Here is a 24,164-nt window from a genome sequence, read left to right as displayed (position 1 = left end):
GCTCCGGTCTCAGCCCGCCCTCCGCAGCGCCAGCACCGCGTTGTGCCCACCGAACCCGAACGAGTTGCTCAGCACCAGATCCCCACGAGAAGGCAGCTCCCGCGGCGCCCCCACCACCACGTCCAGCCCCATCGCCCCGTCGACCTCGCCACTTCCCACGGTCGGCGGCACCACCCCGTGATGCAGCGTCAGCGCGGCGGCGACGGCCTCCACCCCGCCCGCGGCGCCCTGGAGATGCCCGAGGTGCCCCTTCAGCCCGGTGACCGGAACAGGGCGCTCCCCGAACACCGCCCGCACCGCCTCGGCCTCCGCGAGATCGCCCTCCACCGTGGCCGTGGCGTGCGCGTTGATGTGCACGACGTCCACCATGTGCCCCCCGGCGTCCCGCACGGCCCGCCGCAGGGCGAGTGCGACCCCGGTCCCGGAGGGATCGGGCGCGGCCATGTGATGCGCGTCGGCGGACAGTCCCCATCCCGCGGCCTCGCAGTAGATTCGCGCACCCCGGGCCAGCGCATGCTCCTCGGCCTCAAGGAGGAGCACCCCCGCCCCCTCCCCGTTCACGAACCCGTCCCGCCCCTTGCCGAAGGGCCGAGAAGGCGACCCGTCGTCGACTCCACCGGAGGCCAAGGCCCGCATGGACGCGAAGGACGCCATGATGGCCGGCGTCACAACAGCCTCCGCACCGCCCGCCAGGGCGACGTCGACACGGCCGTACCGAATGCGGTCGATGGCCTCCCCGATCGCCTCGGTGCCGGAGGCACACGCGCTGGTGACGGTCCGCGCCTCACCGGTGATGTGCAGATCGAGCGAGACCTGCGAGGCGGCCTGCGACGGCACCGTCATCGGCGTGGTGAGCGGTGACACCCCCCGCGGCCCCTTCTCCCGCAACTTCCGGTCCCCGCCGACCAGTACGGACGCGTCCCCGAGAATCGCCCCCAGGCTCACCCCGACCCGCTCCGGATCGACCCCGCTCTCCAGGGTCCCGCCCGCCACGAATCCGGCGTCCGCCCACGCCTCCCGAGCGGCGAGTACGGCGAACTGCGCGGCCCGGTTCATCCGCCGAGCGGCAGCCCGCGGCAACAGCTCAGCGGGGTCCACGGGCACCACCCCCGCCACCCGCACGGGCAGCTCCGCGAACTCCCTCCCGTCCAACTCCCGTATCCCGTGCCGCCCTTCGAGCAGCCCCTGCCACAACTCCCCGACCCCGACACCGAGCGGCGACACGGCCCCGAGCCCGGTCACGACGACCCGCCGCCCCCGGAACCCCACCGCGGCCGACGACTCCGGCCGCGCGTGATGCCGTACGACGAACCCGTCCCGACCGGCGTCACGGGCCCACAGCCGCACGTCGTCGTCCGCGACCGCCTCGCCCCCGTCCGTGTCGAGATCCCGGTGCCACACCCCCCACCGCCGCACGTACGTCACCTCATCGGCGAGCGGATCGACAGCCCGCAGTGAGGTGACCCGGTCGCCGTCCCGGAACTCGACGCCGTCCAGCGGCACCGACGACACCAGCGGCACCTCGGTCACATCCAGCCGCCGACACCCGACCGTCACCTCCCGCTCCCGGGCGAGGAGTTCCTCCCGGTCCAGGCCGCCGAGCGGCGGCCGCAGGACGACCCGGATCGACTCGGGGGACTCGGGCAGCGTGTGCATCACGACGAACCACCGCTGCTGGACGACGTCTTCGCCCGACAGGGCGACCAGATCGCCGGGAATCACCTCGGCGACGCTGACGGAGTGCGGACGTATGGGAACTTGGTGCATGTCTGTACAGGCTTCCTGTGACCCGAGTTCTTTTGCCGGACTTGTCCGAGTGAACTGGATACGGCCGCCGGAGGCCATAGTTGAATGAATAACCTTCCCTTCCCTTTGCCTTCTGCAAACGAATACGAGAAGTCCCGGCACCCCAACATCCCCTGATCCGGCCCGAGTTGTCCGAACGGCCCTCGAAGGCGATGTGGGAAACGTCACGGCAGCACATGACGAACTGTCACGTCACACGTAGTCGGAGAGGACACCGGCCCATGCAGAATCCGCCGAACCCGCAGAGCTTGGCGATCATCGAGGCACCGTCGGTACTCGGCCTACGGCCGGGCGGCGTGTCGGACCTGCCGAGGGCACTGCGCGGAGCGGGCCTGCTGGACGGCTTCAGGGTGGCGAGCGAAGAGAGGCTGGACCCTCCGGAATACGACGAGGCACGCGACCCGGATACGGCCGTACTCAACCCGACAGCCATCGCGCGCTACTCACTCACCCTCGCGGACGCCGTGGAATCCGCCCTGGACCAGGACCTCTTCCCGCTCGTCCTCGGCGGGGACTGCACCATCCTGCTGGGCAACCTCCTCGCCCTGCGCCGCCGAGGCCGCCCCGGACTCCTGTTCCTGGACGGCCACACCGACTTCTACCAGCCGTCAGCCGAGCCGAGGGGCGAGGCAGCCTCGATGGAACTGGCCCTCGCCACGGGCAGAGGCCCCGCCACCCTCACGGACCTGGAAGGCCGCGCCCCGTTGGTGCGGGACGAGGACGTGGTGGCTTTCGCGTTCCGGGACGAGGCGGAATCCTCCCGGGCAGGCATGCAGCCCCTGCCCGAGGCCATGCACACACTGAACCTGTCGACAATCCGCGAACTGGGCATCGAAGCGGCAACGCACCAGGCCCTAACCGCCCTCCCCGCCGCCTACTGGACCCACCTGGACGCCGACGTCCTGCACGACAACGTCATGCCGGCCGTCGACTACCGCCAACCCGACGGCCTGACCTGGCCGGAGCTCGACCACGTACTGACCGCGGCCCTCACCGACGACCGCTGCCGGGGCCTGGACGTCACGATCTTCAACCCCCACCTGGACCCCACAGGCACGATCACCACCCGCTTCACGGAGTGCCTCCGAGGGGCTCTCTCGGCGAGGGCGATCACACAGTGAACGACTCGGGCCCGAATACTGTGCGAGCGAGGTGTTGAGCATCTGGTGCGCATCAGTTGAGCGCTGCAACGCCCGCGCGAACTTCAGCACATGCGTCAGATCCCCGTCGACACCTCTACCGCCTCGGTCGTGGTCGGGCTGGTGCTACGCCTCGGTCATGGAGGCTTGCCGCCTGACCACCCCGGCGCCGCGCTGGCGCCGCACCCTCGCCCGTACATTCAACGGGAGATGCTGCGGAAGCCGCTGTGGCACAAGCGCGGGTGCTGGCCGTGGTGGCGTCGCCGCTGGCTGCCCGTCCTTATGGCCTCCGGTAACTGGAGAAGGCCAGCGGGTGGCGTGTACCCGCGAGTCCTGGTCAATGAAATACAGGGGTGGCAACTCCTCACCGCCGTCTCCTACGTCGGATCGGTGCATCGAAACCGTGGCAGACGCCTTGTCGCGTTCTTTGGGAGCGTCCTCTATGCCGCAATGCGACCGACGGAAGTGGTCGGGCTCCAACTAGTGTCCTGAGTCGTTAATTCGTGTGCAGTACGCGGCAAGAGTGTCGAGGATGTCGTCGGCGGTCTTCGTCCAGACGAACGGCTTGGGGCTCTTGTTCCACTCGTTGATCCAGCCGCGGATGTCCCGTTCCAGTTCGACGACGCTGCGGTGGGCCGAGCGGCGGAGTTTGCGGCAGGTCAGCTCCGCGAACCAGCGCTCGACGAGGTTGAGCCAGGACGCCGAGGTGGGAGTGAAGTGCAGATGGAAGCGGGGATGCCGAAGCAGCCACTTCTTGACCGGCTCGGTCTTGTGGGTGGCGTAGTTGTCCAGGATCAGGTGGAGTTCGAGGTGCTTGGGAACGGCCGCGTCGATGACCTTCAGGAAGCGAAGGAACTCCTGGTGGCGGTGGCGGCGGTAGTGCTGGGCGATGACCGAGCCAGAGGCGATGTCCAGGGCGGCGAACAAGCTGGTTGTGCCATGCCGGACGTAGTCGTGCGTCATCCTCGCCGGCGTGGTCGGCGCCATCGGCAGCACTGGCTGGGTCCGGTCCAAGGCCTGTATCTGCGACTTCTCGTCGACCGCCAGAACCAGGGCGTTCTCCGGCGGGGACAGGTAAATGCCCACCACGTCGCGGACCTTGGTCACGAACTGCGGGTCGGTCGACAGTTTCCAGGTCTCCACGATGTGCGGTTTGAGGCCGAACGCCCGCCAGATCCGCGAGACAGCCGACTGCGACATGCCCGCGGCATCGGCCATCGAACGCGTCGACCAGTGCGAATCACCCGTCGGCGGCGCCTGGCCGAGCGTCCTGGCGACCAGAGCTTCGACCTGCTCGTCCGTGATCTTCCGCGGCGGCCCCGGACGCGGCCGGTCCACCAGACCCTCCAGCCGGTCCGCGGCGAACCGGGACCGCCACTTGCGCACCGTCTCCCGCGAGACACCCAGGTCATCCGCGACCCGCGCGTTCGACATGCCCTCCGCGCACGCCAGCACGACCCTCGACCGCAACACCAGCGCCTGCGAGGCGGTCTGTTTGCGCAACCAACCCCGCAGCACCCGGCGTTCGTGATCGGACAGTTCCAGCGGCAACGGCTTCGGACCAGGCACCGCCCCACCCTACAACCGCAAGCGAACTAACGACTCAGGACACTAGCGGTCTGCCACCTTCCCGAGAAAGAGTGGGGAACTCTCACTCTTCGCGAGACGCGTCCTGTCGCGGGAAAGAATTGGACCGACACGCGGGGGCTGAAGTCACGGGAGCCTGGCAGCGACTGGCCCGTACCGATTCCCCCCGTACTCGTGGCGATGCTCCGGGCACATCGGACGGAATTCGGGACGGCCAAGGGTGGGCGGCTCTTCCCGACGAGCGTGGCGGCTTGCTCGGGACCTCGAGCTACTGGAGGGTGTGGCAGGAAGCCCGACCGTTTGCGCTCCCGCCGGACAAGGTTGCTTCGCCCCTCGCTCGGAAGCCGTACGACCTGCGAGCCACGTGCATTACGAACTGGCTCCGCGCGGGACTCCCTGTGGCTGAAGCAGCCCGGCCTGCGGGCAACTCCCCAGAGGTGATCCACCGCCGCTATGCGGGAGTAGTCGACGACAGCGAGGCAGAGAACAACGGGAGGATCGAGATGGCCATGGGCTGGGTGCCCTGACCCCCTGGACGAGCGGCAGCGCCGATAAGCGATGGCGCAGGTTGTTCTGTGACGCTTTCGTTGCCCCGCCCGTTGTGGACAGGCGGGGCAACTCGGTTCGCCTCGATGCGACGCGCTGGCATCGGCGCGCTGGCCAAGTGTTCGTTCCGTTGGCCATATGGAGTAGCACTACGGGCTGAGACCTTCGGTTCAGGGTCAGGCTAAGAACATGGCAGATGGTGGCGAGGTGGCATCGGCGCGCCGAAGAGTCTGGTACGACGCTATCCACAAGTGGGCAGCTACAGCTGCCGCTCTCGCCGCCCTGGCTCTTTCGCTCTACAACTGGGCTGAGCTTCAACAGAAGCCGAGACTTGATGTGACGCTTCCGCATCTCATGCGAATTGGGCCAGCAGGCCAAGGAACCTTGATCTACTTTCAGCCGACAGTGTCCACCAGGTTTAAGTCGCAAGATGTCGAGGTGATCAGTGACGCGCGTTTGCGAATTAAACCTGTCGGCGCGAGTTCTTCGTCAAAGAGGCCAAATTTCTACTGGCAGAGCAATGGTACGCCGTATTTTGATTTTGAGTCCGACGAGATCAGGATCGAATGGTCTGGCGACCCAGCGCCATTCCTCGTCAGTCAGGACAAACCGCAGCAGCCAATGTTTCAATTCCGAGACGACAGCTGGGCGCTCCAGCCGGGCCGATATGAGGGGTACATTCAGTTGGGTCGGTCCGGGAGCCGCAAGCCGTTGGCTGAGAATTTCTGCCTGATTGTGTCAAAGAAGGCAGTCGATGAAATGAGTGCGGGAGACGATCGGGGAATCTACTTCTTCCGAAATGACCTGCCCAAGTTCACGTCCTCCGGTAAATACTCCCACTGCTACGTCAGAGAGACAGACTGAAGGCCCCGGCTGGCGGCAGTGGTGGTACGCGCTCGTACGACCCTCTTACCGCCGGTGGTTTGGATCTGACCGCCAGCGCGACCGGTTGCTGGCTCGGCTCGCCGCCACGGAGATCCCGGCGGCTGTGGTTCCGCGCGCACGCAGCGGGCAGGCATCGGCTGCTGGCCCTCACGCTCCTCACACGCGAACTGTGCGCGACAACGAGAGAGGACGGGAGTCAGTGAGACTGGCTCCCGCCCTCTTCTGTCGGCATCCGCACAGGCCAGGTACGAAACTTCGTAGGTGATCTGGCGAGTGCCCCCGGCAGGATTCGAACCTGCGCACACGGCTCCGGAGGCCGTTGCTCTATCCCCTGAGCTACGGGGGCTTTGTCGGGCGCCTTGCTTGGCGGCGACGGGTAGAACCCTACCAGCATCGGTGGGGTGTTCATGAACGCGTTTTCCGGGGATGGGGTCGTCCGCAGGGGGTGGAAGTGGGCAAAACCCGGACGCGGTGGCCGGTCCGGACCTACTCTCGACTTGTGCCAGGCGCGTCGGGCCGGGTGCTTGTTGTGGACGACAACAAGGTCATCCGGCAGCTGATCAGGGTCAACCTCGAGCTGGAGGGCATCGAGGTCGTGACCGCGGCCGATGGTGCCGAGTGTCTGGATGTGGTTCATCAGGTCCGTCCGGACGTCGTCACCCTGGACGTCGTCATGCCCCGGCTGGACGGCCTCCGCACCGCCGCGCGCCTGCGTGCCGATCCCCGGACCCGTGACCTGCCTCTCGCCATCGTCAGCGCCTGTACGCAGTACGAGGTGGACAGCGGCCTCGATGTCGGCGTCGACGCCTTCCTCGCCAAGCCCTTCGAGCCCTCCGAACTCGTCAGCCTGGTGCGGAAGTTGATGGAGCGGAAGGGCAAGCTCGGGGGTGCCCTCGGTGCGCAGCCTCCGACCGGTGCCAGTGCCGGTGCCGGCGGCAGGGACGGTGGTGTGGGCTGACATGCGGCTCCGGTGATCGTCCATATCCCGGACGATCGTCCAAACCCGCTCGCTTACCCACCCCCCTTCTCCCATACGCTGGTCCCGTGACCCCCGTCGAGCTCTCCCGTACCGTGCTGCGCGCGGTGCGTCGTGCTGTCGATCAGGGGGAACTGCGCGTGGCCGTGCCGGAGCGGGTGCTGGTGACCGTTCCCGGGCCCGGTGGCTGTGGGGACTACGCCACCAACGTCGCCCTCCAGCTCGCCCGCCCGGCGGGGCAGACACCTCTGCGCGTCGCCGAGATCCTGCGGCCGCATCTCGTGGGGGAGGACGGGGTCGCCGACGTCGTCGTCACGGGGCCCGGATTCATCAACTTCAGTCTGCGGGGCGCCGGGACCGCTGCGCTTGTCGAGGAGATCCTGCGGCTCGGGGCGCGGTACGGGTTCTCGGACCGGCTGAGTGGGCAGGTCGTGCAGCTGCACTGTCCGCACGAGGTGCGCGCCGTGGTCGTCATGGACGTCGTCGCTCGGCTGCTGCGGTCGCAGGCGGCCCGAGTCCGGACCAGTTGCGTGGCTTCGCCCGAGGAGGGGTGGGTGGGCGTGCTCGGTGTGCGCGTCGACGCCTCCGGGCGGCCCGGCGCCCCCGCGCCGCTCGACGTCAACGTACGACCCGTTCCGGCACCCTCCGATCCGCTGCCGCTCGGACGCGACGCCGCCCGCTGGGCGCTGCTCCACCCCGCCGCCCACGACCGGCCCCGCATCGACGGCGAACACCTCGTCCAGCGCGAGGCCAACCCCCTCTTCCGGGTCCGTTACGCCCACGCCCGCACCCGCGCCCTCACCCGCAACGCCACCGCCCTCGGCTTCACCTCCGAACCGGGCGACCCGGGGTCCACTCGCGACGCCCGTCCCCCAGCGGCCCAACCGGGCACCTCCGCCCTCGGCTTCACCTCCGACCCGGGCGACCCGGGCGACCCGGGACCCACTCCCGAGGCCCAGGCCCAGGCCCAGGCCCTGACCTCCGCCCTCGCCGACCACCCCCGCATCCTCGCCGCCTCCGCCGAGCACCGCGCCCCCGACCGCCTCGCCCGGCACCTCGTCACCGTCGCCGATGCCGCCCTCGCGTTCCTGCCTGCCGTGCTGCCGCGTGGCGCGGAGAAACCCTTGGCCGCCCACCGTGCCCGGCTCGCGCTCGCCGAAGCCGCCGGGGCGGTGCTGGCCGGTGGCCTGTCCCTGCTCGGCATCGACGCACCCGAACACCTCTGAGGAAGCCACAAGAGTCATGAGCCGTTCCGCACACCCCGCCGGGCCCCGCCACGCCGATGTTCTGCCCGAGGGGCACTACTCCGCCCCGCCGGCGGACCTGAACGCCCTCGACCCCAAGGTGTGGGCCCAGACCGTCGGCCGTGACGCCGAAGGAACAGTCACCGTCGGCGGCATCGACGTGAACCGGCTCGCCGAGGAGTACGGCACCCCCGCCTACGTCATCGACGAGGCCGACTTCCGCTCCCGTGCCCGCGCCTGGCGCACCGCCTTCGGTACCGACGCCGATGTCTTCTACGCGGGCAAGGCCTTCCTCTCCCGCGCCGTCGTGCGGTGGCTGCACGAGGAGGGGCTCAACCTCGACGTGTGCTCCGGCGGTGAGCTCGCCACCGCCCTCTCCGCCGGGATGCCCGCCGACCGCATCGCCTTCCACGGCAACAACAAGTCCGAGGCGGAGATCACCCGGGCGATCGAGAACGGCGTCGGGCGGATCGTTCTCGACTCCTTCCAGGAGATCGTCCGCGTCGCCCACATCGCGCGCGAACTCGGCAAGCGGCAGCGCGTGCAGATCCGCATCACCGTCGGCGTCGAGGCCCATACGCACGAGTTCATCGCCACCGCCCACGAGGACCAGAAGTTCGGTATTCCGCTGGCCGGGGGGCAGGCCGCGGAGGCCGTACGGAGGGCGCTTCAGCTCGACGGGCTCGAGCTGATCGGCATCCACTCCCACATCGGCTCGCAGATCTTCGACATGAGTGGGTTCGAGGTCGCCGCGCATCGGGTCGTCGGGTTGCTCAAGGACATTCGTGATGAGCACGGGGTCGAGCTTCCCGAGATCGACCTTGGGGGTGGGCTTGGCATCGCTTACACCAGCGACGACGATCCCCGTGAGCCCCACGAGATCGCCAAGGCGCTCACCGAGATCGTCACCCGTGAGTGCGAGGCCGCCAAGCTGCGGACCCCGCGGATCTCCGTCGAGCCGGGGCGCGCCATCGTCGGGCCCACCGCCTTCACGCTCTACGAGGTCGGCACCATCAAGCCGCTCGACCACATCCGAACCTACGTCTCCGTCGACGGCGGCATGTCCGACAACATCCGCACCGCGCTCTACGACGCCGAGTACAGCGTCGCCCTCGTCTCCCGCACCTCCGACGCCGAGCCGATGCTCGCCCGCGTCGTCGGCAAGCACTGCGAGAGTGGGGACATCGTGGTGAAGGACGCGTTCCTGCCCGCGGACCTGGCGCCGGGTGACCTGATCGCCGTACCGGCGACCGGCGCCTACTGCCGGTCCATGGCCAGCAACTACAACCATGTGCTCCGGCCGCCCGTCGTCGCCGTGCATGAGGGCGAGGCCCGGGTGATCGTCCGCCGGGAGACCGAGGAGGACCTCCTGCGTCTCGACGTCGGCTGAGCAATGTCCACAGCCCACAGAGGGCGGCGGAAGATCTTCCCGTCTCCACCCGCCAACATAATGAAATAGACGTCTCACGATCCGGACTATGGATAGAAACTCCGGTCCGGTGAGTGAGACTGGACCAACCGTAGAAGGTAAAGGAAACGAGGTCGGATGATGCGTACGCGTCCGCTGAAGGTGGCGCTGCTGGGCTGTGGAGTGGTCGGCTCAGAGGTGGCGCGCATCATGACGACGCACGCCGACGACCTCGCCGCCCGTATCGGTGCCCCCATCGAGCTCGCCGGCGTGGCCGTGCGGCGGCCCGACAAGGTGCGGGAGGGCATCCCGCGCGAGCTGATCACCACCGACGCCACCGCCCTCGTCAAACGCGGCGACATCGACGTGGTCGTCGAGGTCATCGGCGGTATCGAGCCCGCCCGCTCGCTCATCACCACCGCCTTCGAGCACGGCGCGTCCGTCGTCTCCGCCAACAAGGCCCTCCTCGCCCAGGACGGCACCGATCTGCACGCCGCCGCCGAGGCCAACAACAAGGACCTCTATTACGAGGCCGCCGTCGCCGGTGCCATCCCGCTGATCCGCCCGCTGCGCGAGTCCCTCGCCGGCGACAAGGTCAACCGCGTGCTCGGCATCGTCAACGGCACCACCAATTTCATCCTCGACAAGATGGATTCGACCGGGGCCGGGTATCAGGAAGCCCTCGACGAGGCCACCGCCCTGGGGTACGCCGAGGCCGACCCGACCGCCGACGTCGAGGGCTTCGACGCAGCCGCCAAGGCCGCCATCCTCGCCGGGATCGCCTTCCACACGCGTGTGCGTCTCGATGACGTCTACCGCGAGGGCATGACCGAGGTCACCGCCGCCGACTTCGCCTCCGCCAAGGAGATGGGCTGCACCATCAAGCTCCTCGCCATCTGCGAGCGGGCCGAGGACGGCCAGTCGGTCACCGCGCGCGTGCACCCCGCGATGATTCCGCTGACCCACCCGCTCGCCTCCGTGCGCGGCGCGTACAACGCCGTCTTCGTCGAGTCCGACGCCTCCGGCCAGCTCATGTTCTACGGCCCCGGCGCGGGCGGCTCCCCGACCGCCTCCGCCGTCCTCGGCGACCTCGTCGCCGTCTGCCGCAACCGGCTCAGCGGCACCACCGGACCCGGCGAGTCCGCGTATGCGGCGCTGCCCGTGTCCGGCATGGGTGACGTCGTCACGCGCTATCACATCAGCCTCGACGTCGCCGACAAACCGGGTGTTCTCGCCCAGGTGGCGACCGTGTTCGCCGAGCACGGAGTCTCGATCGATACGGTTCGGCAGCAGGGCAAGGACGGCGAGGCGTCCCTCGTCGTCGTGACCCACCGTGCGTCCGACGCGGCCCTCGGCGGCACCGTCGAGGCGCTGCGCAAGCTCGACACCGTGCGCGGTGTCGCCAGCATCATGCGGGTTGAAGGAGAGTAACCAGCAATGACCCACCAGTGGCGCGGAATCATCGAGGAATACCGGGACCGGCTGCCGGTATCCGACACCACGCCGGTCGTGACGCTGCGCGAGGGCGGCACGCCCCTCGTGCCCGCGCAGGTGCTCTCCGAGCGCACGGGCTGCGAGGTCCACCTGAAGGTGGAAGGCGCGAACCCGACCGGTTCCTTCAAGGACCGCGGAATGACCATGGCCATCACCAAGGCCAAGGAGGAGGGCGCGAAGGCGGTCATCTGCGCCTCCACCGGCAACACCTCGGCCTCCGCGGCCGCTTATGCCGTACGCGCGGGCATGGTGTCGGCCGTCCTGGTCCCGCAGGGCAAGATCGCGCTCGGCAAGATGGGCCAGGCCCTGGTGCACGGCGCGAAGATCCTCCAGGTCGACGGCAACTTCGACGACTGCCTCGACCTCGCCCGCGCGCTCAGCGACAACTACCCCGTGGCGCTGGTCAATTCGGTCAACCCGGTACGTATCGAGGGCCAGAAGACGGCCGCGTTCGAGATCGTGGACATGCTCGGGGACGCCCCCGACATCCACGTCCTGCCGGTCGGCAACGCGGGCAACATCACCGCGTACTGGAAGGGGTACCGCGAGTACGCCGCCGACGGCATCGCCGCGAAGACCCCGCGCATGTGGGGCTTCCAGGCGTCCGGGTCCGCGCCCATCGTGCGCGGGGAGGTCGTCAAGGACCCCTCGACGATCGCCACCGCGATCCGGATCGGCAACCCCGCCTCGTGGCAGTTCGCACTCGCGGCCCGGGACGAGTCCGGCGGCCTCATCGACGAGGTGACGGACCGTGAGATCCTGCGCGCCTACCGGCTGTTGGCCGCTCAGGAGGGTGTTTTCGTGGAGCCGGCGTCCGCCGCGTCCGTCGCCGGTCTGCTGAAGGCCGCCGAGCAGGGCAAGGTCGACCCGGGCCAGAAGATCGTGTGCACCGTCACCGGCAACGGCCTGAAGGACCCCGACTGGGCCGTCGCGGGCGCCCCGCAGCCCGTCACCGTCCCCGTCGACGCGGCCACCGCGGCCGAGCGGCTGGGTCTGGCCTGATCAGCGCGGCACGGGGGGTGCACGGGGGGCTTACGACACGCATCGTGCGCCTCCTGTGCGCCCTATGTCGCCACAGAACCTTCCTTCGATAGGCTGTACTGAACCCGCCCGCCGCATATGCCCGAGCATCCGGTGGGGCGCCGCGCCGTTTCCACGGCCCAGGGGTCATCAACGTACGTATCGAATGTCTTCGACAATCACGCAGCTCAAGGAGAGTCATCGAGCGATGGCCGGTCCAGCCTTCCGCGCCGCCGCCGTCCGGGTGCGCGTCCCCGCCACCAGCGCCAATCTCGGTCCGGGCTTCGACGCCCTCGGCCTGTCGCTGGGGCTCTACGACGACGTCGTCGTCCGGGTGGCCGACTCCGGGCTGCACATCGACATCGCCGGTGAGGGCAGCGAGACGCTGCCGCGCGACGAGAGTCATCTGCTCGTACGTTCCCTGCGCACCGCCTTCGACCTCCTGGGCGGCCAGCCGCGCGGTCTGGAGATCGTCTGCGCCAACCGCATCCCGCACGGCCGTGGCCTCGGCTCCTCCTCCGCCGCCATCTGCGCCGGAATCGTCGCCGCGCGTGCCGTGACCATAGGCGGTGAGTCCCGCCTCGACGACGCCGCCCTGCTGGAGCTGGCCACCGAGATCGAGGGCCACCCCGACAATGTCGCGGCCTGTCTGCTCGGCGGATTCACGCTCTCCTGGATGGAGGCCGGCGCCGCCCGCGCGATCAGGATGGATCCTGCCGATTCCATCGTTCCGGTGGTTTTCGTGCCCGGAAAGCCGGTCCTCACCGAGACCGCGCGCGGCCTGCTCCCGCGCTCCGTGCCGCATGTCGACGCCGCCACCAACGCGGGCCGTGCCGCCCTGCTCGTCGAGGCCCTCACCCGGCGCCCCGAGCTGCTGCTGCCCGCCACCGAGGACCGGCTCCACCAGGAGTACCGCGCCCCGGCCATGCCGGAGAGCGCCGCGCTGGTGGAGCGGCTGCGGGCGGACGGGATCCCCGCGGTGATCTCCGGAGCAGGACCCACCGTGCTGGCGCTGGCCGATGACGACAGCGCCGACAAGGTCGCCGATCTGGCAGGTGCGGGCTGGGCCGCGAACCGGCTCGAGCTCGACGCCCAGGGAGCGAGCGTGCTGCCGCTTGCTCCCTGACACACGGTTGCCGGATTTTGAGAGGGGGAATATTTGTTGGATCCGGTAGTGTTAACCTCAGGTCTGCACCCGACCCCACCATGGCGAGGTGCTTTGTGTCCCCGTCCGGGACAGACATTCTTCCGGGAGCCTCCCAAGCCGCACTGTGTTCCGTACGACGTACGCGGGCAGTACCTCGTACACGAGCACTGAGCGACTCGCCGGGCACGCTCCGGAACCGGTGCGACCAAGCCGATTGACACGGACACTCGGTGCCACGGCTTGGAGAAGCGCCATCACCGATATTTTCTTCCGCCGCTTTGGCGGACCACCGCCCCGGCCGGTCCACGACAAGGACCGAAGCCGGACAGCACAACCGGTCGCCGAGCCAGACAGGCCGACGTCCGCTCCAGGGAAGGACCCTTCGTGAGCGACACCACCGATCTGATGGGCGCACGTGTCGAGGAGACCGCTGCCGCGCCCGCCACGGACGCCTCCGCGCCTGCCACCGGTGCCGGCTCCCGGCGGCGCCGCGGTACCGGCCTCGAGGGCATGGTGCTGGCCGAGCTTCAGCAGGTCGCATCCGGCCTCGGCATCAGGGGCACGGCGCGCATGCGCAAGAGCCAGCTGATCGAGGTCATCAAGGAAGCGCAGGCTGGGGGTGCCCCCGCGGCCCCCAAGGCGGACGCCGCGACCGAGACCAAGCCGAAGCGCCGGGCCACCTCCAAGGCCCGCACCGGCGAGGACGCGCCCGCCAAGAAGACGGCGAAGGCCGAGGCGCCCGCCGAGAAGGCCGTGGCGCAGCAGCAGATCGAGATCCCCGGCCAGCCGGCCGGCGGCACCGCCCGTGCGGGCGAGAACAACGACGAGGCTCCCGCGGAGCGCCGTCGCCGTCGTGCGACCGCCGAGGCCGGTGCCCCCGCGGCCGCCGCGCCGGAGACCATCGTCGCCGAGGCCAAGAGCGAGCCCAAGGCCGAGACGCCCGCGCAGGCGCAGGGCGACGCCAAGGGTGACGCCGGTGACGGCGAGGGCCGCCGCCGGGACCGCCGTGAGCGCGGCCGCGACCGTGACCGCGGCGACCGTGGTGACCGCGGCGACCGCGGTGACCGTCGTAAGGGCGACGACCAGCAGGGCGGCCAGCGCGGTCAGCAGCAGGGCCAGCAGCAGGGCGGCGGTCGTCAGGACCGTAACGCCGGTCCGCAGGACGACGACGACTTCGAGGGCGGCCGTCGGGGCCGTCGCGGGCGCTACCGCGACCGCCGTGGCCGTCGTGGCCGCGACGAGATGGGCCAGGAGCCGCAGATCGCCGAGGACGACGTCCTGATCCCCGTCGCGGGCATCCTGGACATCCTCGACAACTACGCCTTCATCCGTACGTCGGGCTACCTGCCCGGCCCCAACGACGTGTACGTCTCCCTCGCCCAGGTCCGCAAGAACGGCCTGCGCAAGGGTGACCACGTCACCGGTGCCGTGCGGCAGCCCAAGGAGGGCGAGCGCCGCGAGAAGTTCAACGCGCTGGTCCGCCTGGACTCCGTCAACGGCATGGCGCCCGAACACGGCCGTGGCCGCCCGGAGTTCAACAAGCTGACCCCGCTGTACCCGCAGGACCGCCTCCGCCTGGAGACGGACCCGGGTGTGCTGACGACCCGCATCATCGACCTGGTGTCGCCGATCGGTAAGGGGCAGCGCGGTCTGATCGTGGCTCCGCCGAAGACCGGCAAGACCATGATCATGCAGGCCATCGCCAACGCGATCACGCACAACAACCCCGAGTGCCACCTGATGGTCGTCCTGGTCGACGAGCGTCCGGAAGAGGTCACCGACATGCAGCGGTCGGTCAAGGGCGAGGTCATCTCCTCGACCTTCGACCGCCCGGCCGAGGACCACACGACGGTCGCGGAGCTCGCGATCGAGCGTGCGAAGCGGCTGGTGGAGCTGGGTCACGACGTCGTCGTGCTGCTCGACTCCATCACGCGTCTGGGCCGTGCCTACAACCTGGCGGCGCCCGCCTCCGGCCGCATCCTGTCCGGTGGTGTCGACTCGACCGCGCTGTACCCGCCGAAGCGGTTCTTCGGTGCGGCGCGGAACATCGAGGACGGTGGCTCGCTCACCATCCTGGCCACGGCTCTTGTCGACACCGGGTCCCGCATGGACGAGGTGATCTTCGAGGAGTTCAAGGGCACCGGCAACATGGAGCTCAAGCTCGACCGGAAGCTCGCCGACAAGCGCATCTTCCCGGCGGTGGACGTCGACGCGTCCGGTACCCGTAAGGAAGAGATCCTGCTCGGCAACGAGGAGCTGGCGGTTGTCTGGAAGCTGCGTCGGGTGCTGCACGCGCTCGACCAGCAGCAGGCGATCGAGCTGCTGCTCGACAAGATGAAGCAGACGAAGTCGAACGTCGAGTTCCTGATGCAGATCCAGAAGACGACGCCGACGCCTGGCAACGGCGACTGAGCGCTCCGCTGAGAGAGCCGACGGAACACCGGTTGTAGGGCGGCTGCGGGCCGTCCGTGGCTGGTCGCGCAGTTCCCCGCGCCCCTAGGGCGTTAGGGCCGCCCCCTGTTCAAAGGGGGCGGCCCTTTTGGTGTTTCCGGCCGGGGTACGATCTCGCTCTTCGAACTTGTGATCCCGAGGGGGGACATTCGTGGGTACAGCCATGTCCGGGGGCGGACGGCACAGACGTCGGATGCGGATTGCGCTGCCTGTCGCTGCCGCAGGCATCGCCGCGGCCATCGGTGCCGCGCTGCTGACCTCTTCCGCGGGGGCCGCCTCCGCGTCGCCGAACCCGCCGGCCGTGCCGAGCTCCGACTCGCCCACGCTTGCCGAGCTGGAGCAGCGCGTCCTGGGGGCCGCCGCTCATGACGACACCGCCGGAGTCTCGTCCGCGAAGTCGTCGTACAGCAGCTCCTCGACGGTGGACGCGAAGATCATCGGTGGTACCACGACGACCATCACCACCGCGCCGTGGATGGCCCAGCTCTGGTACCAGGACGAGACGAACGGCGTCTACTTCTTCTGCGGCGGCTCCGTCGTCTCGCCGACGAAGATCCTCACCGCCGCGCACTGCGTCCAGGGCTACAACTGGAAGGCGTACGGGGCCATCGTCACCGGCACCTCGCAGCTGCCCGACGGGGACCTGAACGGCGGCACCGTCACCGCGGTCCACCGGCAGTGGAACCACCCCTCCTACAGCTCGCGGACGATCGACAACGACATCGCGGTGCTCACCCTGGCCAACCCCATCAAGGCCACCCCGATCAAGATGGCGACGTCCACCGAGACCGCCGCCTACGCGGCCGGCACCAGCGCCAAGGTCTACGGCTGGGGCCGCACCAGCTCCACCACCCAGGACGTCTCCGAGACGCTGAAGACGGCCACCCTGCCGATGCAGTCCGACACCACCTGCTCCGGCTTCTACGGCGCCGACTTCGTCAAGGGCCACATGGTCTGCGCGGGCAACCCCGCCAGCGGCAGCGACAGCGGCACCACCTCCGCCTGCAACGGCGACTCCGGCGGCCCGCTCGTCGTCAACAACCGCGTCGTGGGCGTGGTCTCCTGGGGCGTGCAGGACTGTGTCGCCAAGGGTGCCTACAGCGTCTTCGCCAAGGTCAGGACGTACGTCGGCGCTGCCTACCCGCGCATCGACGACACCAACCTGAGCCTCGACCACAAGGCCGACCTGTGGGTGCGCAACGCCTCCACCAAGACCGGCTACGAGAAGGACTCCACCGGCACCTCCTTCGGCGCCCGTGAGTCCTGGGGCAACTGGAGCGCCTTCAACTTCGTCCTCCAGAACGACCTCAACCGCGACGGCTACCAGGACCTGCTGGTCCGCCGCAGCTCCGACGGCGATGTCTTCTGGAAGCACTGGGTGCCCGCGAGCGGCTCCTGGGCCACCACGAAGGTTGCCGACAACTGGGGGACCCGCACCCGCATCGTCATCCCTGGCGATCTCACCGGCGACTACCTGCCCGACCTGGTGTCCGTGGACTCCGCCGGGAAGGCGTGGCTGTACCCGGGCCAGGGCAACGGCACCTTCGCGAGCCGTGTGCAGATCGGTACCGGCACCGGCTGGAACCAGTACAACGTCCTGGTCGGACACGGTGACTTCTCCGGTGACGGCAAGGCCGACCTGCTCGCCCGCACGGGCAGCAACGGCTACCTGTACCTCTACAAGGGCACCGGCAAGTCCTCCGCCCCCTTCTCGTCCCGCGTGAAGGTGCGCACCTGGAGCAGCTCGACGTACAACAAGGTCGCCGTGGTCGGTGACGTCAGCGGTGACGGCAAGGCCGACGTCCTGGCCCGCACCCCGGGCGGCACGCTCTACCTGTACAAGGGCACCGGGAAGGCCACCAGCGAGATCTTCGCCACAAGAATCTCGGTCGGCACCGATTACAAGCAGTACGACATCTTCGGCTGAAATCGCAGGTGACGGGCGTTTGCCCGGATCGATCCCGTGCGCGCTGTGGCCACTCATTCACAGGGTGGCCACAGCGCGTTGTGCAACCCTTTGCCGAGTTTCGCCGTCTGACCAGGCGGAGTGACGATGGTGCGGTACGGGTCTTCTTGACCACGCCTGGCCCTGAAAGCAGGGGGTAACCGACCGGACGAGAACCGAGGAGCACATGTCCGCCGAGAGCACGCCGGAGTCCGGCATACCGGATGACGCCGGCACCAACGGCTCGCGCCACCGCGCGAAGGGCCACCGTCGCAAGCCCCGCGAGAAGCGCGGCAAGGGCCTGAGGATCGCGGCCTGGACCGCCGTGGGGATCGTCGTCCTCGGCGGGACCGGGGCCGGCTATGTGTACTTCAAGCTCAACGGCAACATCGACAGCGTCGACATCGACCAGGCCCTCGGCACCGACCGCCCGGAGAAGGTCGACAACGGCTCGGAGAACATCCTCGTCCTCGGCTCCGACACCCGCTCCGGCTCCAACCAGGACCTCGGTGGCGGCGCCGACGACGGCAGCGCCCGCTCGGACACGGCGATGATCGTGCACATCTACAAGGGCCACAAGAAGGCCAGCGTGGTCTCCATCCCGCGCGACACCCTCATCGACCGCCCCGAGTGCACCGACACCGACGGCAACACCCACGACGCCGCGAGCGGCGTGATGTTCAACTCGGCCTACACCACCGGCGGTGCGGCCTGCGCGGTGAAGACCGTCGAGTCGATCACCGATCTGCGCATGGACCACTATCTGGAGGTCGACTTCAGCGGCTTCCAGAAGCTGGTCGACGACCTCGGCGGCGTGGAGCTCACCACCACCGAGGACATCAGCGACCCCGACAGCCATCTGAACCTCAAGGCCGGCACCCACACCCTGAACGGCGAGCAGGCCCTCGGCCTGGTCCGCACCCGGCACGGCGTCGGCGACGGCTCCGACCTCGGCCGCATCCAGCTCCAGCAGGCCTTCATCAAGGCGCTGATCGCCCAGGTCAAGGACGTCGGCCTGTTCACCAACCCGAAGAAGCTCTACGACCTCGCGGACACCGCGACCAAGACGATCACCACCGACTCCGACCTCGGCTCGGTCAACAAGCTCATGTCCTTCGCGGGCGGCCTGCGAGGCATCAGCCCGAGCAACATGACCATGGTGACGATGCCGGTCCAGTACGACCCCGCCAACGCCAACCGGGTCCTGGTCGAGGAGGCCAAGGCCGAGCAGGTCTGGAAGGCCCTGAAGAACGACCGGGCGATCCCGAAGTCGGCGACCGAGGGAACGGCCACGGGGCAGGCGAAGGACGTCGTGAGCGCCGGTTAGGGGTACCCGGGAATACCTCACCCGCACCCCCCGTTTTGGGGGATGGCCCCAGTCCTGGCAGACTGGTACGTCGGCCCCGGTTCACGCCCCCGCACCCCGCGATGGCGACCCGGTGCCCTCCCGAAACTAGGAGACACCTTGAAGCGCGACATCCACCCCGAGTACGTCGAGACGCAGGTCAGCTGCACCTGTGGCGCGTCGTTCACCACCCGTAGCACGATCGAGAGCGGCACCATCCGCGCCGAGGTCTGCTCCGAGTGCCACCCGTTCTACACGGGTAAGCAGAAGATCCTCGACACCGGTGGCCGTGTGGCCCGCTTCGAGGCCCGCTTCGGCAAGGCTGCCGGCTCCAAGAAGTAGCGAGCCCCATTTCGCCGGTCCACGGCCGCGCCCCTCACCCGGGCGTGTCCGGGACCGGCGTTTTTGGTCGCCCGCCACTTCCCTTCGTACGTATTTCAGGAGCCCCAAGATGTTCGAGGCCGTCGAGGAACTCGTCGCCGAGCACGCCGATCTGGAGAAGCAGCTCGCCGACCCGTCGGTCTTCGCCGACCAGGCGAACGCGCGCAGGCTGAACAAGCGCTACGCCGAGCTCACCCCGATCGTCGCCACGTACCGCTCCTGGAAGCAGACGGGCGACGACATCGAGACCGCTCGTGAACTGGCCGCCGACGACCCGGACTTCGCCGCCGAGGTCAAGGAGCTGGACAAGCAGCGCGAGGCGCTGACCGAGAAGCTGCGCCTGCTGCTGGTCCCGCGTGACCCCAGCGACGACAAGGACGTCATCCTGGAGATCAAGGCGGGCGCCGGCGGCGACGAGTCCGCCCTGTTCGCCGGAGATCTGCTGCGCATGTACCTGCGCTACGCCGAGCGCGTCGGCTGGAAGACCGAGATCATCGACGCCACCGAGTCCGAGCTCGGCGGCTACAAGGACGTCCAGGTCGCCGTGAAGACCAAGGGCGGCCAGGGCGCCACGGAGCCCGGGCAGGGCGTGTGGGCGCGGCTGAAGTACGAGGGCGGGGTGCACCGGGTGCAGCGCGTCCCGGCCACCGAGTCCCAGGGCCGCATCCACACCTCGGCGGCCGGTGTGCTGGTCACGCCGGAGGCCGAGGAGGTCGAGGTCGAGATCAACCCCAACGACCTCCGCATCGATGTCTACCGCTCCTCCGGTCCCGGCGGACAGTCCGTCAACACCACGGACTCCGCCGTGCGCATCACGCACATCCCCACCGGAGTGGTCGCTTCCTGCCAGAACGAGAAGAGCCAGCTTCAGAACAAGGAGCAGGCACTGCGTATCCTGCGCTCCAGGCTGCTCGCCGCGGCTCAGGAGGAAGCGGAGAAGGAAGCCGCCGACGCCCGCCGCAGCCAGGTCCGCACCGTCGACCGCTCCGAGAAGATCCGTACGTACAACTTCCCGGAGAATCGCATTTCGGACCACCGCGTCGGCTTCAAGGCGTACAACCTGGACCAGGTCCTGGACGGCGAACTCGACGCGGTGATCCAGGCCTGCGTCGACGCGGACTCGGCCGCCAAGCTCGCAGCCGCGTAAGGCACGGAGACGGAAGTACCGGAGGACGAGCGTGAACCTGCTGCTCGCGGAGGTGGCGCAGGCCACCCAGCGGCTGGCCGACGCCGGCGTGCCCTCGCCGCGTAATGACGCGGAGGAGCTCGCCGCGTTCGTCCACGGTGTGAAGCGAGGCGAACTGCACTCCGTGCGGGACGCCGACTTCGATGCCCGGTACTGGGAGGTCATCGCCCGCCGTGAGCAGCGTGAGCCGCTCCAGCACATCACCGGCCGCGCCTTCTTCCGGTACCTGGAGCTCCAGGTCGGCCCCGGCGTCTTCGTGCCCCGCCCCGAGACCGAGTCGGTGGTGGGCTGGGCCATAGACGCCGTACGCGCGATGGATGTCGTGGAGCCGCTCATCGTCGACCTGTGCACGGGCTCGGGCGCCATCGCGCTCGCCCTCGCCCAGGAGGTCCCGCGCTCGCGCGTGCACGCCGTGGAGCTGTCCGAGGACGCGCTGCGCTGGACCCGCAAGAACATGGAGGGGTCCAGGGTCGACCTGCGCCAGGGCAACGCCCTCGACGCCTTCCCCGACCTCGACGGCCAGGTCGACCTGGTCATCTCCAACCCGCCGTACATTCCGCTCACCGAGTGGGAGTACGTGGCGCCCGAGGCCCGCGACTACGATCCCGAACTCGCCCTGTTCTCCGGCGAGGACGGCCTCGATCTCATCCGTGGGATCGAGCGCACCGCGCACCGGCTGCTGCGCCCCGGCGGTGTCGTCGTCATCGAGCACGCCGACACCCAGGGCGGCCAGGTGCCGTGGATCTTCACCGAGGAGCGGGGCTGGGCCGACGCGGCCGACCACCCGGACCTCAACAACCGCCCCCGGTTCGCCACGGCCCGCAAGGCCCTGCCGTGAGCACCCCCAAGTCCTTTCAGCTGCACGTGTACGAGGAGGCCCGCTAGACATGGCTCGGCGATACGACACCAATGACGCGACCGACCGCACGACCGGTCTGCGTGAGGCCGCGTCCGCCGTCCGCCGGGGCGAGCTCGTGGTGCTGCCGACGGACACCGTGTACGGCATCGGCGCCGACGCCTTCTCCAAGGAGGCGGTGGGCGATCTGCTGGAGGCCAAGGGCCGTGGCCGCACCATGCCCACGCCCGTCCTCATCGGCTCCCCGAACACGCTGCACGGCCTGGTCACCGACTTCTCCGAGCTGGCCTGGGAACTGGTCGACGCGTTCTGGCCGGGCGCCCTGACGCTGGTCGCCAGGCACCAGCCGTCCCTCCAGTGGGACCTGGGGGACACCCGTGGCACCGTCGCGGTGCGGATGCCGCTGCACCCGGTGGCGATCGAGCTGCTGACCGAGGTCGGCCCGATGGCGGTGTCCTCGGCCAATCTGACCGGGCACCCGGCGCCGGAGGACTGCGACGCCGCTCAGGGCATGCTCGGCGACTCCGTCTCCGTCTACCTCGACGGTGGTCCCACGCCCGGCATCGTCCCGTCGTCGATCGTCGACGTGACGGGCGAGATCCCGGTGCTGCTGCGCGAGGGCGCGATCACGGCGGAGGAGCTCCGCAAGGTGGTACCCGACCTCGAGGTGGCGAATTGACAGCCCCTGACGCGGGGCGTGGCATAGGCAACGGGGAACGAGCAGCGGAGATCACGACCACCTTCGTCGGGCTCCCGCGCGACACCTTCCGCATCCTCCACGTCAGCACCGGCAACGTCTGCCGCTCGCCGATCACCGAGCGGCTGACCCGGCACCATGTGTCGCAGCGGCTCGGCGTCCTCGGCGGGGCGCTGATCGTGGAGAGCGCGGGCACCTGGGGCCATGAGGGCGCGCCCATGGAGGCCAACGCGGAGACCGTCCTCGCCGACTTCGGCGCGGACGCCTCCGGCTTCGTGGGCCGGGAACTGCTGGACGAGCATGTGATCCGCGCCGACCTGGTTCTGACCGCGACCCGGGACCACCGCGCGCAGGTCATCTCGATGGGCCACTCGGCGGGCCTGCGCACCTTCACCCTGAAGGAGTTCACCCGCCTGGTGAGGGCCATCGACCCGGCGACGCTGCCCCCGCTGGAGGACGGCATCGTCGAGCGCGCCCGCGCCCTGGTACGGGCGGCCGCGGCCCTGCGCGGCTGGCTGCTGGCGCCCACGGCGGAGGCGGACGAGGTGTTCGACCCGTACGGCGCCCCGCTGACCTTCTTCCGGTCCATCGGCGACGAGATACACCAGGCGCTCGACCCGGTGGTGACGGCACTGACGGGCGTAGCGACGCGCACGTAGCCGAGCGGGGCGCGGGGGGCGGGCCTACATTGGTGCTACGTCACCGTCGACGCCCCGGAGCCCATCATGTCGGTCATCCCTGTCCTAGAGGCCGATGTCCTGCGTCGGCAGGATCCCGAGCTGGCGGAGATCCTGCTCGGGGAACGGGAGCGGCAGGCGAGCACCCTCCAGCTGATCGCCGCCGAGAACTTCACCTCGCCGGCCGTGCTGGCCGCGCTCGGCTCACCGCTCGCCAACAAGTACGCCGAGGGCTATCCCGGCTCCCGGTACCACGGCGGCTGCGAGATCGTCGACGTCGCCGAGCGGATCGCCGTGGACCGCGCCAAGGCCCTGTTCGGCGCCGAACACGCCAACGTCCAGGCCCACTCGGGCTCTTCGGCCGTGCTCGCCGCCTACGCGGCCCTGCTGCGCCCCGGCGACACCGTCCTCGCCCTCGGCCTGCCCTACGGCGGCCATCTCACCCACGGTTCGCCCGCCAACTTCTCCGGCCGCTGGTTCGACTTCGTCCCCTACGGCGTCGACGGGGAGACCGGGCTCCTCGACTACGAGCAGGTGCGGACGCTGGCCCGCAACCATCGGCCCAAGGCCATCGTGTGCGGGTCCATCAGCTACCCCCGCCACATCGACTACGCCTTCTTCCGCGAGGTCGCCGACGAGGTGGGCGCCTATCTCATCGCCGACGCCGCCCATCCCATCGGCCTGGTCGCCGGGGGAGCGGCGCCCAGCCCGCTGCCGTACGCCGACATCGTGTGCGCCACCACCCACAAGGTGCTGCGCGGGCCGCGCGGCGGGATGATCCTGTGCGGCGCCGAGCTCGCCGAACGGGTCGACCGGGCCGTGTTCCCCTTCACCCAGGGCGGCGCGCAGATGCACACCATCGCCGCGAAGGCCGTCGCGTTCGGCGAGGCGGCAACACCGGCGTTCACCGCGTACGCCCATCAGGTGGTCGCCAATGCGCGCGTGCTCGCCGCAGGGCTTGCCGCCGAGGGGCTCGTCGTCACCACGGGTGGCACCGACACCCATCTCATCACCGCCGACCCGGCACCCCTCGGCGTCGACGGCCGCACCGGCCGCGGACTGCTCGCCGCCGCCGGAATCGTCCTGGACTGCTGTGCTCTTCCCCACGGTGACGCCCGCGGCCTGCGCCTGGGCACCGCCGCGCTGACCACTCAGGGCATGGGGGAGCGGGAGATGGCCCAGGTCAGTGCGCTGATCGCGGGGGTGCTGCGGGGCGAGGCCGAGGCGGTCGCGGCACGTGAAGAAGTGCGGGATCTTGCCGGGGGATTTCCGCCCTATCCCGGCTGAGCCTGGGTAGACGCACCCGTGTGCACAGGCTCACGTGCAACCATCGTCGCTACCCGGAAGTCCCCAACCATATGCGCGCATCGCTAG

19 protein-coding genes and 1 tRNA gene are annotated in these 24,164 nt (G+C 69.4%); 17 read left to right on the top strand and 3 right to left on the bottom strand.

Features of this window, described 5'->3' with window-relative positions:
- Positions 1-9: 9 nt before the first annotated feature.
- Complete coding sequence (locus BN159_RS14985) at positions 10-1,767, bottom strand: beta-ketoacyl-[acyl-carrier-protein] synthase family protein (RefSeq protein ID WP_015657826.1); 1,758 nt, start codon at positions 1,765-1,767, stop codon at positions 10-12.
- Between the two features lie 260 nt (positions 1,768-2,027).
- On the opposite strand from BN159_RS14985, the gene BN159_RS14980 reads away from it, so the two are divergent.
- Positions 2,028-2,927, top strand: coding sequence for an arginase family protein (locus tag BN159_RS14980; RefSeq protein WP_015657825.1), 900 nt, complete (start codon positions 2,028-2,030; stop codon positions 2,925-2,927).
- A gap of 498 nt (positions 2,928-3,425) precedes the next feature.
- Here the strand turns inward: BN159_RS14980 and BN159_RS14975 are convergent, their stop codons facing one another.
- Positions 3,426-4,514 (bottom strand): IS630 family transposase, encoded by a 1,089-nt coding sequence (locus BN159_RS14975; RefSeq protein ID WP_015656046.1) that lies wholly within the window; start codon positions 4,512-4,514, stop codon positions 3,426-3,428.
- Positions 4,515-5,267: 753 nt separating this feature from the next.
- On the opposite strand from BN159_RS14975, the gene BN159_RS43940 reads away from it, so the two are divergent.
- Positions 5,268-5,942, top strand: coding sequence for a hypothetical protein (locus BN159_RS43940; protein WP_078598804.1), 675 nt, complete (start codon positions 5,268-5,270; stop codon positions 5,940-5,942).
- Positions 5,943-6,237: 295 nt separating this feature from the next.
- Here BN159_RS43940 and BN159_RS14970 read toward each other — a convergent pair.
- Positions 6,238-6,309 (bottom strand) — tRNA-Arg (locus BN159_RS14970).
- Between the two features lie 105 nt (positions 6,310-6,414).
- Between BN159_RS14970 and BN159_RS14965 the strand changes: the two genes are divergently transcribed.
- From BN159_RS14965 to BN159_RS14895, 15 genes are all read left to right on the top strand, one after another.
- Positions 6,415-6,921 carry a response regulator gene (locus tag BN159_RS14965; RefSeq protein ID WP_015657823.1) on the top strand — a complete coding sequence of 169 codons (507 nt, stop codon included), beginning with the start codon at positions 6,415-6,417 and terminating at the stop codon, positions 6,919-6,921.
- A gap of 86 nt (positions 6,922-7,007) precedes the next feature.
- Entirely contained in the window at positions 7,008-8,165 is a 1,158-nt protein-coding gene (gene nrtL / locus BN159_RS14960; RefSeq protein ID WP_015657822.1) for an ArgS-related anticodon-binding protein NrtL, read from the top strand.
- Positions 8,166-8,181: 16 nt separating this feature from the next.
- Entirely contained in the window at positions 8,182-9,573 is a 1,392-nt protein-coding gene (gene lysA / locus BN159_RS14955; RefSeq protein ID WP_015657821.1) for a diaminopimelate decarboxylase, read from the top strand.
- Between the two features lie 156 nt (positions 9,574-9,729).
- On the top strand, positions 9,730-11,022 hold the full coding sequence (locus BN159_RS44805) for a homoserine dehydrogenase (protein WP_041819320.1): 1,293 nt from the start codon (positions 9,730-9,732) through the stop codon (positions 11,020-11,022).
- Between the two features lie 6 nt (positions 11,023-11,028).
- A complete protein-coding gene (thrC, locus tag BN159_RS44800; RefSeq protein ID WP_015657819.1) occupies positions 11,029-12,087 on the top strand; it encodes a threonine synthase in 1,059 nt (352 codons plus the stop codon).
- Between the two features lie 226 nt (positions 12,088-12,313).
- On the top strand, positions 12,314-13,231 hold the full coding sequence (gene thrB / locus BN159_RS14940; RefSeq protein ID WP_015657818.1) for a homoserine kinase: 918 nt from the start codon (positions 12,314-12,316) through the stop codon (positions 13,229-13,231).
- A 405-nt stretch (positions 13,232-13,636) separates the two neighbouring features.
- Positions 13,637-15,664, top strand: coding sequence for a transcription termination factor Rho (rho, locus tag BN159_RS14935; RefSeq protein WP_015657817.1), 2,028 nt, complete (start codon positions 13,637-13,639; stop codon positions 15,662-15,664).
- A gap of 232 nt (positions 15,665-15,896) precedes the next feature.
- On the top strand, positions 15,897-17,630 hold the full coding sequence (locus BN159_RS14930) for a trypsin-like serine protease (RefSeq protein WP_015657816.1): 1,734 nt from the start codon (positions 15,897-15,899) through the stop codon (positions 17,628-17,630).
- Between the two features lie 205 nt (positions 17,631-17,835).
- Complete coding sequence (locus tag BN159_RS14925) at positions 17,836-18,975, top strand: LCP family protein (protein WP_015657815.1); 1,140 nt, start codon at positions 17,836-17,838, stop codon at positions 18,973-18,975.
- Between the two features lie 138 nt (positions 18,976-19,113).
- The gene (gene rpmE / locus BN159_RS14920; protein WP_015657814.1) at positions 19,114-19,335 is read left to right on the top strand and encodes a 50S ribosomal protein L31; all 222 of its coding nucleotides are present in this window, start codon (positions 19,114-19,116) and stop codon (positions 19,333-19,335) included.
- Between the two features lie 109 nt (positions 19,336-19,444).
- A complete protein-coding gene (gene prfA / locus BN159_RS14915; RefSeq protein WP_015657813.1) occupies positions 19,445-20,521 on the top strand; it encodes a peptide chain release factor 1 in 1,077 nt (358 codons plus the stop codon).
- A gap of 31 nt (positions 20,522-20,552) precedes the next feature.
- Positions 20,553-21,398, top strand: coding sequence for a peptide chain release factor N(5)-glutamine methyltransferase (prmC, locus tag BN159_RS14910; protein ID WP_015657812.1), 846 nt, complete (start codon positions 20,553-20,555; stop codon positions 21,396-21,398).
- A gap of 49 nt (positions 21,399-21,447) precedes the next feature.
- On the top strand, positions 21,448-22,095 hold the full coding sequence (locus tag BN159_RS14905) for an L-threonylcarbamoyladenylate synthase (protein ID WP_015657811.1): 648 nt from the start codon (positions 21,448-21,450) through the stop codon (positions 22,093-22,095).
- Positions 22,092-22,772 (top strand): arsenate reductase/protein-tyrosine-phosphatase family protein, encoded by a 681-nt coding sequence (locus BN159_RS14900; RefSeq protein ID WP_015657810.1) that lies wholly within the window; start codon positions 22,092-22,094, stop codon positions 22,770-22,772. Before BN159_RS14905 ends, BN159_RS14900 begins: the two co-directional genes overlap by 4 nt.
- Before the next feature lie 66 nt (positions 22,773-22,838).
- The gene (locus BN159_RS14895) at positions 22,839-24,077 is read left to right on the top strand and encodes a serine hydroxymethyltransferase (RefSeq protein WP_015657809.1); all 1,239 of its coding nucleotides are present in this window, start codon (positions 22,839-22,841) and stop codon (positions 24,075-24,077) included.
- The last annotated feature ends 87 nt before the right edge of the window (positions 24,078-24,164 follow it).

The organism is Streptomyces davaonensis JCM 4913 (assembly GCF_000349325.1).
Lineage (GTDB): Bacteria > Actinomycetota > Actinomycetes > Streptomycetales > Streptomycetaceae > Streptomyces > Streptomyces davaonensis.
Note: the sequence above shows the minus strand (reverse complement) of the source record. Positions and strands in the feature narration are given on the sequence as shown.